Origin of the sequence: Flectobacillus roseus, from assembly GCF_030056595.1 — a bacterium.
GTDB classification, from domain to species: Bacteria; Bacteroidota; Bacteroidia; order Cytophagales; family Spirosomataceae; genus Flectobacillus; species Flectobacillus roseus.
The window spans coordinates 1-15,230 of record NZ_JASHIF010000037.1; the positions used below are offsets into that span (position 1 = coordinate 1).

Annotated in this window: 13 protein-coding genes and 1 pseudogene; 11 read left to right on the top strand and 3 right to left on the bottom strand. The window is 34.2% G+C overall.

What is annotated here, in order from left to right; all coding sequences use genetic code 11:
• Window positions 1-464 precede the first annotated feature (464 nt).
• From QM524_RS25740 to QM524_RS25760, 5 genes are all read left to right on the top strand, one after another.
• Window positions 465-899, top strand: coding sequence for a hypothetical protein (locus QM524_RS25740; protein ID WP_283346878.1), 435 nt, complete (start codon window positions 465-467; stop codon window positions 897-899).
• A gap of 300 nt (window positions 900-1,199) precedes the next feature.
• The gene (locus tag QM524_RS25745; RefSeq protein ID WP_283346879.1) at window positions 1,200-1,706 is read left to right on the top strand and encodes a hypothetical protein; all 507 of its coding nucleotides are present in this window, start codon (window positions 1,200-1,202) and stop codon (window positions 1,704-1,706) included.
• Window positions 1,707-2,029: 323 nt separating this feature from the next.
• Window positions 2,030-2,944 carry an alpha/beta hydrolase gene (locus QM524_RS25750; protein ID WP_283346880.1) on the top strand — a complete coding sequence of 305 codons (915 nt, stop codon included), beginning with the start codon at window positions 2,030-2,032 and terminating at the stop codon, window positions 2,942-2,944.
• Window positions 2,944-3,243, top strand: a complete 300-nt coding sequence (locus tag QM524_RS25755; RefSeq protein WP_283346881.1) for a DUF4345 family protein — start codon at window positions 2,944-2,946, stop codon at window positions 3,241-3,243. Before QM524_RS25750 ends, QM524_RS25755 begins: the two co-directional genes overlap by 1 nt.
• 45 nt (window positions 3,244-3,288) lie before the next feature.
• Window positions 3,289-4,200: a helix-turn-helix domain-containing protein gene (locus QM524_RS25760; protein ID WP_283346882.1), complete on the top strand. Its 912-nt coding sequence runs from the start codon at window positions 3,289-3,291 to the stop codon at window positions 4,198-4,200.
• Window positions 4,201-4,317: 117 nt separating this feature from the next.
• On the opposite strand, the gene QM524_RS25765 is transcribed toward QM524_RS25760, so the two are convergent.
• A complete protein-coding gene (locus tag QM524_RS25765) occupies window positions 4,318-4,704 on the bottom strand; it encodes a transposase (protein WP_283346883.1) in 387 nt (128 codons plus the stop codon).
• Window positions 4,705-4,762: 58 nt separating this feature from the next.
• Here QM524_RS25765 and QM524_RS25770 point away from each other — a divergent pair.
• Window positions 4,763-5,822 (top strand): annotated as a pseudogene (locus tag QM524_RS25770) (IS3 family transposase); the annotation flags it as partial.
• Between the two features lie 152 nt (window positions 5,823-5,974).
• Window positions 5,975-6,538, top strand: coding sequence for a transposase (locus QM524_RS25775; protein ID WP_283346884.1), 564 nt, complete (start codon window positions 5,975-5,977; stop codon window positions 6,536-6,538).
• A gap of 61 nt (window positions 6,539-6,599) precedes the next feature.
• On the opposite strand, the gene QM524_RS25780 is transcribed toward QM524_RS25775, so the two are convergent.
• Window positions 6,600-8,579 carry an ATP-binding protein gene (locus QM524_RS25780; RefSeq protein ID WP_283346885.1) on the bottom strand — a complete coding sequence of 660 codons (1,980 nt, stop codon included), beginning with the start codon at window positions 8,577-8,579 and terminating at the stop codon, window positions 6,600-6,602.
• A 232-nt stretch (window positions 8,580-8,811) separates the two neighbouring features.
• A complete protein-coding gene (locus QM524_RS25785) occupies window positions 8,812-9,510 on the bottom strand; it encodes a response regulator transcription factor (protein ID WP_283346886.1) in 699 nt (232 codons plus the stop codon).
• Window positions 9,511-10,672: 1,162 nt separating this feature from the next.
• Here QM524_RS25785 and QM524_RS25790 point away from each other — a divergent pair.
• The 4 genes from QM524_RS25790 to QM524_RS25805 all read left to right on the top strand — a co-directional run.
• A complete protein-coding gene (locus QM524_RS25790; RefSeq protein ID WP_283346887.1) occupies window positions 10,673-11,389 on the top strand; it encodes a LytR/AlgR family response regulator transcription factor in 717 nt (238 codons plus the stop codon).
• Between the two features lie 758 nt (window positions 11,390-12,147).
• On the top strand, window positions 12,148-12,990 hold the full coding sequence (locus QM524_RS25795) for a hypothetical protein (protein WP_283346888.1): 843 nt from the start codon (window positions 12,148-12,150) through the stop codon (window positions 12,988-12,990).
• Between the two features lie 32 nt (window positions 12,991-13,022).
• Window positions 13,023-14,033, top strand: coding sequence for a hypothetical protein (locus QM524_RS25800; RefSeq protein WP_283346889.1), 1,011 nt, complete (start codon window positions 13,023-13,025; stop codon window positions 14,031-14,033).
• Window positions 14,034-14,118: 85 nt separating this feature from the next.
• Window positions 14,119-15,230 (top strand): hypothetical protein (locus QM524_RS25805; protein WP_283346890.1); only part of this gene is annotated, 1,112 nt, incomplete at its 3' end.

Consider the following 15,230-nt stretch of genomic DNA (forward strand, 5'->3'; position numbering starts at 1 on the left):
GACTTACTCGATTTTATGTCATTATTTTGTAGAAATGCTTTATGCATAGAAACCTCCTGTTTGTTTGTGTTTGTCGTGATTCACAAAGTAAACAAGGAGGTTTCTTTTTTAAAAGTCTTCACGAAAAATTCGGGATGACTCATGTTTTATTTTATTGTTATTCAGAGTCGGAAGGTGTTAAATTGACTTAGGGTAATAAAATATCAATATTCCCCAATTCTTATTTTTCGGTAGTTTTAAAAATAAAATTTGAATAATTTGTAGATATGAGATATCTCTAATCAATTAAGTGGTTAACACAATCCCCACAACAGGCTTGAGATATATTAATCGGTGTGGATTATCTGTAACAAACAATACAAAAAGTACGACAAAACTTTCGCATATTTAGGAGTTGTGTGCCATTTTACGGACCAGCCTCAAGTTGACAATAGCAGTTTGACAAATCATATTGACCGATAAAAATGAATGCGAACCAACAGAAAATAAAATCACTTTTGACAAAGTTGGTTTATGGTCAGAATTATAAAATTAAACCAGCGACAAAAGAGCAAATTGAAGTATTCACTAAACGAGCCATTGACAATGCTGTTGACATAAAAGTAATCCAACAACTTGTTGACCTTTACGAAGTGGCTGATTTCTTCTATTATGACTTAATTATCGGCTTTCACCATTGTGACGACTTGACAATTTTTGAATGGTGGGACGACAAAGAATTATGGTTAGGACAAAGAGATTTTAACACACTTCGGTGGACAAACAATAAATTTTGTTTAGGTGACGCAAGTACAATTAGCTTTTCGGCTGACTATGAATTTGACACATTAATTGAGCTTATTGAAGGTTGCATAAAGGACATTGACGAAGCAATTATCTTGACGAGCAAAACAAATTAAAAGGTTAGCGTTTTTTGTCGGTGGACAAAAAAACGGCACACAACATTGGGTTTGCTGCAATTTGGGCTTGACGTTGTTAGCATCAACTTTTTGTTCGCTATTATGCTTCAGTTCCAGCTTGACGTTATAAATTTGGCAATTGAATAAAACATCAGCAATATTGCAATCATCAACTTCAGTTAGGGGCAGACGAATTTCAAATGCCCAAACTGACAGCAAGCCCTGTTCGTTGTGCGTCACTTTAGAGAAATCTCGTTAACCTTTAAAATTTCTTGACTTTTATTAAATCGACAATACATCGTGACTGAAAACCAAAACACATTTACACTCGACAAAAATATCTGGACACAGGACGATTATGAACAAATGGGCTGGCATGACTGCAGTATTTATGGCTTGACCTTTTTGCCTGTAGATGAAATTGGTACAACAAACTTAGTATTTGACATTGACTATATTTTCAAATGGGTTAATCCAATAAAGCCTGGACAAGCTTTTTCTTTTTGGGTTTCGCCTTGTACTTTAGTTTTCAAAGACGCCTTTGCTTTGACAATGAACGTTGACAGAAGCGGAGGAACAACAGATATGCTTGAAATAGCAGACCTTTATCTTGTTGACAAAGTAGAACAAGAAACAAATCAGTGGATTTATGAATGGAACATTGCCTTGCAAGAAGGAAGTATAAGTTTCAAGTCATCAGGATTTAAGCAAATCGTAAGACAAAAACCACTTTTTACAGGCGGACAATTTCTAACACTTGACGAAAGAAAAGGGATTAGTTTTAGCCAAACGCCTTGCATCGCATGACAAAAAGCGAACGCACAACATTGGGTTTTATGCAAGTTGGGCATGACCAGCAAACATCAGCCAATTGCAAAGCCAAGCATTGGTTCGGGGCTGGACCGGCAACTTTGAGCTTTTGTATTTAACTTCAACATCATAATTTCAATCGGCAGCGGTTGTGTGGGCGGACGGATTGCTATTGCCCAACCTGCATAAAGCCCTGCCCGTTAGCGGTAATATTACCCCGACACCTTACCCCGATTTGGTTACAAACAACCTTGATTAGGAAACATTTACTTTTTAAAGGACTACGAATTTTGCATTGTAAAACTTAAAAGAATAAAACAATGCGAAAAGTAAAATTCAAAAACAGAAATTGGGACACAGTTGCCAATCTTCATTTGCCCGACAATTTTGACGAAACACAAAATTATCCGGCTATTGTTTGTGTTCATCCGGGAAGTAGTGTTAAAGAACAAACCGCAGGTTTATATGCTAAAAAACTTGCCCAAAATGGATTTATAGCATTGGCTTTTGACGCTTCTTTTCAAGGCGAAAGTGGTGGAGAACCGAGATATTTGGAAGAACCTACTGCTCGTGTGGAAGATATTCGCTGTGCAGTGGATTACCTTACAACATTGGATTTTGTAGATAAAAACCGTATTGGTTTATTGGGTATTTGTGCTGGTGGCGGTTATGCAGCAAACGCTGCAATGACGGAAAAGCGAATAAAAGCAGTTGGGACAGTTGTAGGAACTAATGCAAGCAGAGCATTTAGAGAAGCAAATTTTTTAGAAACATTAGAAGCTGTTTCTGCACAACGAACGGCAGAAGCTAATGGAACAGAGCCGATGATTACACAATGGACACCTAATTCTGTTAAAGAAGCAAAACAAACAGGAATAGACGAATTTGATATGTTGGAAGCCATTGATTATTACAGAACATCAAGAGGAAAATATCCCACTTCAAACAACAAATTACTTTTTACAAGTATGTCAAATCTAATAATGTTTGACGCTTTTCATCTTGCCGAATTTTTGCTCACTCAGCCTTTGTTGGTTATCGTTGGTGATAAAGTTGGAGCTTTCGGTTCTTACAGAGACGGATTCGATTTATATAGCAAAGCAGCTTCAAAAAACAAAAAAATACACATCGTAAAAGGTGCAAGCCATTACGATTTATACGACCAACCCAAAGCAACAGCAGAAGCGTTGAACGAACTAATCCTATTCTTTAATGAAAACCTTTTGTCGAAATAATGACTGTTTTTATAAAAATAATTGGGACAGTTTTGTTTATGGTAGGTGGTGTCGCAACATACAAACCAAACATAATCAGCAAAAGTCCTTTGCCCAAAAATGCCTATCAAATGATTGAAATGCGAGTCAAATGGGGCATTCTGATTGGATTGGGAGTATTGCTCATTTTTTACAATCAATGGAGTAATTGGAAACTATTGGTGTGTGCCGTATTGTTTTTTCTAACTTTGGGGATTGTAATAGTCCGATTATTGGGATTTGTTTTAGACGGATTTTTTCAAAACAATTACTTTGGCTAATCATAGAAATTGTTTCTTTAATCATTTTTGGAATTTTATACAGGTATGCAAACAATTATCTCTTTATCGGAATTTCATCGTTTACTATCAATTCCACCGCCTTTGCATCCGTTGGTAAGTGTGGTTTTGGTTTCTGAAATACACGCTGTAAATTCAGATGTATGGAAACGTTTTTCTACCGATTTTTATACTATTTCGCTAAAGAACAATATCCAATCAAAAATAAAATACGGACAAAAGTATTACGATTTTGACAAGGGAACAATGACTTTTATTGCACCCAAACAAGTTCAATCTGTTGAAGTAGATGAAACCAACGCTTTTAACGAAACAATTGGAACTGGATATGTATTGATTTTCCACCCTGATTTTTTGAAAAGACACCCATTGCAAAGCAGCATCAAAAATTACGGCTTCTTTTCATATTCCCTAAATGAAGCATTGCACCTTTCGCAACAGGAAGAGCAAAATGTTGTTGAGATTTTTCAAAAAATAGAAAAAGAATATCAGCATATTGACAAACACACACAAGACATAATTCTGTCGCAAATTGATTTGCTGTTGAACTATTGCAATCGTTTTTACGAACGCCAGTTCATTACCCGAAAAGCCGTAAACAATGATTTGCTTACAAAAATGGAAAACCATTTGAACGATTATTTTAATAATATAGAAACACTAAAAAACGGATTACCGACAGTTGAATACTTAGCCAACCAACTCAATTATTCTGCAAATTATCTAAGCGATATGTTGCGTTTGCTGACAGGACAAAATGCCCAACAACACATTCACGAAAAACTGATTGAAAAAGCAAAAGAAAAACTTTTAACAACAAATTTGTCAGTAAGCGAAATTGCCTACGAATTAGGTTTTGAACAACCACAATCGTTCAACCGACTTTTCAAAAAGAAAACCGAAATGTCGCCTTTGGAATATAGACAATCGTTTAACTAACAGAAAAATACTACCGCTAACATGGGTAGCTGTTGCACAACTCATTTTTCCTAAAAATTTACTTACAGAATATACATCCAGACCTCTTTTAAAGCGATTTAAGAGAGGTCTGTTTTTTTAGTTTTTGCAAAGTATCCTCAAATTTGAAACGCTTAAAATTGAGTTATTGATGAATACTGATACGCTTTTAAGAGAGGCATAAATTTCTCCTTCTGAAAGGGCAATAGCTTGGGCTAATATATCTGGTTTTTTCACAATGAAGCGTAAATATTTCTGCAAGTTGTAAGCTAAACTTGCTATTAATACATGTTTGTTGCTGACTTTGATACCTCGTGTATTCACTCGTTTCATGTTCATAAAATTCACAAGTGTCCCTATCACGGGTTCGACGGTCTTACTTCGTATTCGTACCATTCGCTTGGCATAAGACTTGTTTTGGGTAAGCTTTTCATGCATTCGGTCGTAATGATCTTTGTGAATACTATTATCTGTAAGGTTCCCCAAAAATAGTACGGATTAAAAGTTTAAAAAGTGTGATATTTTTTAACTTTAGGTAAGTATTATGAAAAGCAGCAAATTTAGTCCGACCGAAATTGCCAAGATTCTTAAGGAATTTGAATCTGGCAAGTCCTTAGACACCATTGTTCGCGAATATGGGGTCAGCAAGGTAACATTTTATAAATGGCGTCAGCGTTATGGGGGCATGGAAGCTAGCGAACTCAAGAAGGTCAAACAACTTGAAGAAGAGAACGCCAAACTCAAGCGCATGTATGCTGACCTAGCCTTAGAGTTGGATATGGCCAAATATGTCATAGAAAAAAAGCTCTAAAGCCTTGTGTCAAGCGAGCACTTGTGCGAGAGTTGAAAGAACTCTATCCAAGAGGCATTAGCAAGGCATGCCGTATCTTCAAAACGAGCCGAAGCAGTTTAAACTATCAATCCGTTAAGAACGATCAAGTGTTAATGGATGAATTATCACAATTGAGTAAGAATCATCCTCGTGAAGGCTTTTGGAAGTTTTACCACCGTATGCGCAATGCGGGTCATATCTTCAATCATAAGCGAGTACATCGGGTGTACGTGCAGATGGGACTTTCTATTCGTAGAAAGGCTAAAAAACGCCTTGCAGCTAGGATAAAAGAGCCCTTAGAAGTTCCACAGAGCTTTACTCATACTTGGAGCATAGACTTCATGAGTGATGTTTTGAGCAACGGACGTTCCTTCCGAAGCTTTAATGTGATAGATGATTACAATCGAGAAGTACTTTTCATAGAGACAGACTACTCGTTCAAGAGTAGTAGGGTGATTTATATTCTTCGCCATTTGGTGAACAAATATGGCAAGCCCACTAAGATTAGAATGGATAATGGGCCAGAATTTGTAGCAAAGCTAGCGCAAGAATGGAGTCAGATGAACGACATCGTTTTTCAAATATTCAACCAGGGAAACCAACACAAAATGCCTACATTGAGCGATTTAACCAAACTTACCGCAGACATGTATTAGATGCTTATGCATTTGATTCTTTGGAGGAAGTTCGCCAAGAAACAGATCTATGGCTGAGGGATTATAATTTCGTTCGCCCGCATGTCTCTTTAGGTGGTATGAGCCCAGTAGATTATAGAATGAAAAAACAAAACACCCTTCTTGGGCTTCGTTCCGCTACGCTACACTCAGCCCAAGAAGGGTTAAAAACATAATCAAAACAACCAGATTATGTATATTTTTAAACTGTACTAAAAATGGGAAGCCGACAAATGGTATAAACTTCGTAATGCGCTTGCCAAAACATCATTTATTACGAAAACCAAATGGTAGTGTGTGCAAAATAGAGAGCTTGAATTTAGAAATTAACAAAGCTGTGATATTAAGAGATTGTCTTGTAGATGGTGTAGTGGCCAATGTTTGGGTCAAGGCCTTGCAAAATGGTGATTTTTTATATTTATTGGGTACAGTAAATGTAGAATTTATGGGGCAACTATATGCTAAAAGATGGACTATTGAGACTTGTTTTCAAGGATTGAAAGGTAGAGGTTTTAACTTAGAAAAAACGCATTTAAAATGTTTGAAAAAGATTAAAAAACTCCTTGCCTTAGTCGCTATATCATATGCCGTTTGCATAAGTATGGGAATTTACTTTCACGCTAAAGTACAAAAAATTAAAAATAAAAAGCATGGTTATAAATCCAATAGTTTTCTTAGAAAGGGTATAAATGTGATTCAAGAATTATTCCGGCAAGCAATATTGACAGATACAGATATTGAGAATAGAATATTCAGCTTTTTAAGATGGATAAAAATGCAAATGTCTCATTATCAAAAAAATATATCTACTTAAAAAAAGCTGGGTATAGTAATGAATATATATAATTCATTAATAGAAATAATATGAAAGATACCTAAGCATTTTGAAATATAAGTACAACAGAGGTACCTTCATCTTTAGTGCTCTGAATAATAATATCACCTTCGATTTTATGAATCAGTTCTCGACATAAAGTTAGCCCAAATCCAGAGCCTTTTTCGTTATTAGTTCCCGTTCGTGGTGAGGGATATTCAAAAATACTTCTTAATTGCTTTTCATCAATCCCTACACCTGTATCTTGGACTATAATGTGGGTTTCATTAGCATAGACCTCAGAATAAATATGAATACTATCCCCTTTGGAGGTAAATTTTATAGCGTTGCTAATAATGTTACGAAAGATTATTTGTAAATAATTTTCATCTCCACTAATCTTTTCACCATTCAAACTATTAATCAATTTAACTTCTTTTTGACTACAATTATCCTCCAGCTGAGAAATAACGTTTTTTACTATCAAGTCAATAGAAATTGGATTCCTTTTTGGAGCTGAATTCCTCATTTGTGATTCAGCCCATTTGAATAGGTTTTCAAGGATTAGTTGAACTCCATCAAGATTATATCTCAACTTCTGAAGATAGCTGGGAGAAACGACATAGTCATCTTCTAACAAATAAAGAAAATTTACTAAGTTATTGATTGGTCTTCTTAAATCATGGCCAATAATGATAAATAGTTTATCTTTCGTAGCATTTGCTTTACTGAGTTGAATTGCTTGTTGCTCCACTATTTTCTTCTGCGTAGCTAATAAATCTCTAGTATTTTTAATTCTGAAATAAGCAACAATCGTACTTAATAATAAAAGAGCAAGTATGGTTAAAATGATAAAAATAAGTATTTCAAATTTATGCTCATTCTCTAATTCTTTCTGTTTGGTACTGAGTTCAAAATCTAGGCCTAACTGTGCAATTTGATTTTGTTTGTTAATACCTATGAGAGAATCTTTCACACTTTGAGCTCTAGTGAAATAAGACAAAGCTTTTTTGTGATTACCGGTTGCAACATAAAGATCTCGTAAATAAAAGAGCGTTCTATATTCGTAGTTTTTGTCTTGCTTTAATTGATAATAAACAAGTGCTTTTTTTAGAAATTTCTCGGCATCGCCATATTTTTTTATGAACAAATAGGAAATACCTAAAATATAATAGTTTTGATAATTACTTGGGTCAGTATCGTCAAGGTTTAGCTTTATATTGATAGATTTGTAAGCATAATCAATAGCTTTTTTATATTCTTTCTCAGCCAAAAGCGTAAGACCAATGTTACTTAGGTTTTCCTTAATTGCTGTGGAATCTTTTGCATGGATTGCTTTATCTAATGCTTTCGTAAAATAGTATCGACCTTGTTTACCATTGGAGAGCATACCCTTAAAAACAAAATAATAAAGCGTATCACTATATCGTGATAAATAGGGGTATGTTTTATTAAGATAATAAGAACTTTTTTCCTGATTACTTAGAGAAAAATATATTGTACATAATGCAAAATAATTGTTACATAGAATATGCCTTAAATAGGAAAAATCTTGTTTTTTACTTAGCTCGTTGACATTCTGAACTGTTAGTAATTGTTGTTCATTTTCCAAAAAATATTTGATACCCTCTAAGTATTTACCTTTTCTCGTTGCCAGATTACCAAGCGAATAAAGGGCTGGTTGTACCAATAAACTCCTTCTTCCATTATCAATGTGATTTGCTATTTCTAGCACTTTCCTATAGCTTTCTTCTGCTGCTGAAATTTTTGAATGGAATAAATAGTAATTACCCAATACCAAAAAAAATTTACCTCGTTGAAATTGATTAGGCAAAGGTCTAGTTATTATATCTATTTTTTTAAGATAGTATTTTGCACTGTCTTCATTATTATTGATAAATGATGAAGCAACTCGGATTTCTTCCTCAATTTTCTTTTCATCCAAATTCTTAATTTCTCTCTTTGCATCACTGTACTCGCTTTGGATAAGAGAGACCACCAAAATAATGATAAAAAACTGCAAGTAGCGAGACGCATTCATTGGTTAGACTATGAAGTTTAGAACAAAGACAAAACATTAATAATCGATGGTACTGATTCTATTGAATATTTAATAATGTGAAATAGACCTAAGTAGATTTGTTTCCAAAGGCCTTTTGTGAGGAGAACCAGATAAAAAATATTGATTTAATCATTTAGGCTATTCACATCAAAGCGTTCGAGGTATAATATAAGATAGGGCTTATCATTCAAGTAGTGAACGATTCTATTCTCTACGACATTATTTCACTTTCTAAAATCTTTTGGTAGCTCCTTCCTATGGGTAGGTAGGTTTTGGCAATTTCTATTTGTGTTGTAGTTTTTGCAATAATATGCTGTTTGTTTACAGCGTAAGTTTTATGACATCTTACAAACCTTTTATCAAGTTCATCTAAAAGTTTAGAAATACTTTTGAGTAGGGCTAATTTTTTTTCACGGGTGTGGATATATGTATAGTTACCATCAGACTCTAAGTATAATATATCTTTAAAAAATATTTTCAACTGTTTATTCTGTACCCTTACAAAAATAAATGGCTCATTAAAAAATTGACCATTGGGAAGTAATAACCTCTCTATCGCTGCAATGAAGGTTATTGGTTGAAAAGGCTTGACCATATAAATTACATTTTCAACCCTTTGGACTTCTCTATAAACTAACAGACTTGTAGACGAGGTCACTACAATAATAGGAATAGAAAAATGCTGTATTTTCTTTAAAAAATCTATACCTGTTAACTCACCCTCCAAAAAGATATCACAAATTATTAAGTCAGGACAATTATTTTCAAGATAAATCAAAGCATCCTCAGCTAATCTTACTCTATGAAAATCTATGATTTCTAATTGAGTTAGTACTAGCCCAATCCACATATCAAAAGCATCATCATCCTCGATAACTAATAGTTTTTTTTGACTTAATTTCCGCTCCATACTATTTAGAATGTTAGAGATTAATTATTGACACATTAGTTTAAATATTAATGCAAAATAAAATTGAATTAATAGACTTTAGACTATAAGCCGTAGGAACAAAGAAAAATAGTTTATTTGAATTCATGAGAGATATTTTTCCGAAAGTCCAGAGCTTAATATTCGAATTTAATTTTGCCCACCAACTTGATATACGTATGCAATAGACATTCATGGCAGACTTTAGGTTGCCTGAAATAATATTTTGAATAAAATAGGTTCGGATTTATTCAAGCTTTATAATTTGACATCTTAAGACAAATATATGAGTATTTTAAAATACACTGCTTGAACTGAGGGTACATTTTGCTTTACCATTATGAGCACTATCGAATAAATGACGGCGAATATATCCAATGAATCAAAGAAGTTCTTTTTATTTTCCAGATATTTCCAAATAATTATTCTTCACTAACTTTCTCTTAAAATCCTAAAAAGCATATCGTTTCTATGTTGGCTTATCAACTATTATACCTAAGATTCATTATTCAAATCGTATACTACAAAACATTCCTCAAACTAATTTTGATTGCTAAAATTCTATCCTCATGTATTACAAAATTGTAATTCGTCATCATTATTATGTAATTCATCATTATTAACGTCTTCCTACTTTGGGTTAGTTTTTTTTAATATGAGAAATTTGAAACATCACAACTTAAAGTCATTTAGCCAGCAAGTCATTTAGCGATTTACTTTCATCTTAATCACCAGAATTACTGTTTAGTTTGACCGCTATTTTTAAAAATATATGATGACTAAAATGATAACGTATATTTATGTGGGTTCGATATTAAATTTCTTATTTTATCATCATTGCATTAAACTAGAAATACGCTCATTCAAAAAATATATGAGTAATTTGTCATTACCAAGGTTCTAATAACAAGAGCGAATACATGCACTTAGTTTGGTCGTAAAAGTGTTTGAATTACCTCAAAAATACACCTCAATGAATTATCAGAAGATACTCTTTAGTGGAGTAATCTAATTAGATAATTCTAACAAAAATAGTAGTTCGTCACCTCGAATCGCTTATTGTCATTTTTTATTGATACTCGGAGCGGTCACATCAAGTATCAATTATGTGATTTATCTATTTATAGAAACATACTTAAGAACTATGCAAAATAAAAACAGAGTCAATTATCCCGTCAAAACTTTGATTGTTACAGCCGACAATCTTGTAGCCAAACACATTTTATCACTCCTAGATGAGGAGTCTCATACTTGTGTAGGGATTGCAAACGATTTAATAACTATATACTACTATTTGGACCTAAATCAAATCGATTTGATTATCACAGACGTCAAAACATCAGAAAATCCATTATTCGAAATATTTACTAAAGAGGCTTTATTAGAAATTCCAATATTGTTTATTGTCGAGGTTGTTGATAATGCGATAAATGAGCTGATAAGTAAGCATCCCAAAAGTTTACTTTTGAGTACGCCTCTTCATGAGTTCTCTTTTAAATCGTCGATTAACCTGTTAATAAGCGCCTATCCTCCTAAACTTACCCAATACATCGAGGTCTTTAATCGGAACCATCAAACTATAAAAATTCGGTTTGAAGAAATCTTATTTATAGAAGCTCAAGGAAATTACACATTTATTAATACAACATATCACAAAGTTTTTGTCAGAAAAAAGACCTTAAAAAAATTCAAACAAGAATTAGGATCCATGTTTATCCAAATAAACAAGTCTCAAATAATCAATACTTCCTACATAAAACGTGTAGAACTTGGAAAAGGGTCATTAGTCCTAAGTGGAAAGGAGATTAAGATAGGAAGAGCTTTCAAATATGAACTAAAACAATTTTTGCAACAAATATAAAATCTTTAAAGCCTTGTATATATTCAACTAAGTTAGTAGGCAAAATCAATCTTAATAGTAATAGACATTAAGCTATATACTATAAGCAAAAATGATAAAGTTATTTCTACCAACATTCTGAATACATTTTACTAACTCCTACTGATTTTACATTATGATACTTAAGTAATTGAAGATTTTGGCAGAAAACAATCCAGAGTGTTAGAGGAAATAATATGGAATGAGCAATTGTGTTGTTAGTTTGAACATATCACTTGTATTTCATCACCTTCTCCAGTTGTTCATCTAATAAACAACCTATTGGCTTTTTCGCTGGATTGATATTTGATAAGTTATTATTACACAAAAGCTCTGTTTTTTTGTGCATAGTTATTGTTATTTAAAATTTTGTAACAAAAAAAAGAGGAATATGAAATGATCTATAGTTTTTTCCTCTCAAATTATTCGAACGATGAACAACAGATTTTATGCAAATCGGAATGGTAAAAGTCTTCAAATAATATCTTTTCATTTGGAGGAAACTTTAAACTCATATCGACTTCCTATGTTTCTTGTGTTTATACTCCTTGAACAAAGCAGTAGTTTAACTTTCTCTTTAATCACATAAAATACTATTCACAGTCATACAAATTTTTGACCCCTTCAATATTTGGGTAGGTGTTTAAGCAACATCTTTCTTTGTTCAACTCAGTTTTGAGTTTTTTATAAATTTGACAATTCCGTCTAATGTATTTTTTCAATTTTTAATATATATACTTATGAAACTTTCTAATGTATTTAAAGCATTTGCTTATGCAATTGCGTTGACTTTCGCATTTTCAGTTACTGGTCAAGTCAAGGTAGGCAACAATCCTACTACCATCACGCCTTCAGCAATTTTTGAGGTTGAATCCACCAACAAAGGTGTTTTATTGACAAGGGTTGCATTGACCAGTAAAACCGATGCTGTTACAATTGCCTCACCTGCTACAGGTCTTTTGGTGTACAATACTGCTACAGCTGGTGTAGCACCCAATAATATTGTACCTGGCTATTACTATTGGGATGGAAGCGCCTGGGCTCGTATAAGTACCACTTCTAGTAGTAGTAGTGCTAGTAGCTCATGGGCAGTTGGAGAGGAACGTTCTTTTATGTATCAGGCTACAACTGCAAATTTTGAGGCCCCAGGTACACCCACTCCTTTAATGTTAGGGCCAATTGCAGAATCTGGTACTGATAACACCACATCCAGACTATTATCTGAGGCCATGACTGTTGGTGGTGGTAGTATTAGTAATGCTGTGATTATTAAAGGTTTAAGATTGGACTTTATTAGAAATACTTATGCTCCAAAGCTTGTCAATACTACTTCTAGCAATATTTCTTACAGTCTTGTTACAAGAACCTATCCTAGTGGCGTCAATACAACTATTCTTGGTAATGCCATTAGTTATTTCGTTATTAATAATGATGCACTAAATATAGTAACTGAAAATGTCACTTCGGAGTTAGTTGATGGCACGATTGCATTTAATACAGGCGAATGGTATATTTTCAAGTTTTTCCCATTAGTAAGGAATGGAATGGTATATGGTTACACTTATGCAAAAAGATTACTATAGGTAGTCTCTTCATTTACTAAACCAAGGAAGCCATGCTAAAAAAATCTATATTTTTTATTTTTTGTCTTATTGGTACCATAAATATTTATGGTCAATTAGGGACATTTGGCAATACTTATATCGGACAAGGTTTAGAGATGAGCATTATAAACGCTCAACACTCCTTTGTCAGTAATGCCATCCTAACAAAACGAACTGCTCAAAAGGGATATCTAAGTTTTGTAGGGACATCTAGCTATACAGGTGCAACAAACACCTCTCATGTGAATGGTTATGTTAAAACATATCTGCCAACCGCATTTACGTTTCCCATCGGAAACGGTTCAAAATTACGTCCTGCGGGTGTTAGTTCAGCTTCTGCAACTTCGCCAATTGATGCAGCTTATTTTGGTAATAACCCCACCACTGATGGCTATTCTAGTTCTGCTATGGCCTCCGGTGTATCAAATGTAAGCAACGTTGAGTATTGGGATATCAATGGCTCTAATCCTACTCGTATAACTTTGACATGGGACGCAAATTCGGGTATTTTAAGTACGACAAGCGTAAAAATAGTAGGTTGGAATGGAACCCAATGGGTCAATATTCCTGCTTCTGCAGATGCAGGCGCAAGTCTTAGTACAGGTTCTATAACAACCACAAATACTCTTTCGCCTGATACGTATTCCGTCTATACACTATCAGTTGGGGATGCATTTACTCTTACAGTGACCAACCCTTCTAAAACAGTACCTGCTGGTTCATCCGTGACTGGAGATGCCCCTACAGAAACTGTTCCAACTGGTGGAGTAACTCCTTACACTTATAGTATTCCTGCAAGTGGTTGTGTTGCACCTTCAGGTGTTCAAGGTATATTACCGCTTCCTTCTTCGAGTAATTTAAGTGTTAACTCAACTTCAGGGGTATATACATTTACGGCTCCTAATACGGCAGGTACTTACTATTACTGTATTCAGGTATGTGATAATACAGGTACTAATTGTAAAATTGCTACTTATATATTAACAGTTACCTGTGCAGCTAATGCTGGTAGTTTAAACTAAACTTATGAAGGGCAACAGTATTTATTATCAAATGGTGTTGACTGATTTTTTTAGTTCTAAGTAGGAACACTTAACAAGACTAATAATGAAAAGAGCAAATACTATTTTTACTCGGGTAGTTTTGTCTGTTTTGTCAATCATAAGTTTATCAGCTACTGTCTCTTTTTCTAATATTGAAAGCACTGTAGGCAGTAATGTAAAACGATTTAACAAAAGAGCGCTACCTTCTTCGATAAGGCCTACCGTAAATATACTACCCTCATTGACTTGTACCTCTGCAAGCTCTGGAAGTATTCTCACGGCAACTGTTACTGGAAATAACTTGGCTTATACGACTATCTTTGTTTTGACAGATGCACTTGGTAATATTGTGTCATCAAATAACGTTGGGAGCTTTATTGCGCCCATCGTAAGTAGTTTGACTACATATCAAATTTACGCTATTAATTATGATGCCAATGCTATTAGTCTACCCAATTTTTCTCTTGGTACTCAAATTAATAGCATTGGAGGAAGTTGCGTGGCAACCTCTCAACCAAAATGTTTTGAAATAAGCCCCCCTGTCTGTACTTCCATAAATACTGTTACCCTTGGTAGTAATTTGACAGCAACGATATCTGGAAATAACACAAGTCCTGAATATACAACGCAATTTGTGCTAGTTGATGGAAATGGAAAAATTTTAAGTGCCCCTTCATATACCCCAAGTTTTACTCCCACTTCTGTTGGAACTTACAAGATATATGCTATTAATTATAGTGGTATTATTAATAACTTAACAATCGGTAAGAATATCACAACTGATGTCAACGGGGCATGTTTTGCCATTTCAGCTCCAAAATGTTTTCAGGTTGTCGTAGTTGACTTGGATGGCGATGGAGACCCAGACAATACAGACCCTGCTCCTACAGATGGTTGTGTATGGGGACCGAATCAAGTATTATCAAGTACAACGACGGCATGGAGAAATAGTGACTGTGATGGCGATGGTGTAACAAACTACAAAGAGGTTACAGGTACAGACAATAACCCAGCAACGACAGCTGATAATACAAACCCATTAGATGGTTGTAGCTACAATGCAGTAGATCAGGTATTAAGTAATACAAGTGCAGCATGGAAATTATTGGATTGTGATAAAGATGGTAATCCAAATGGTACTGATCCAAACCCTAAAACACCTACAGCAGTAGCAGA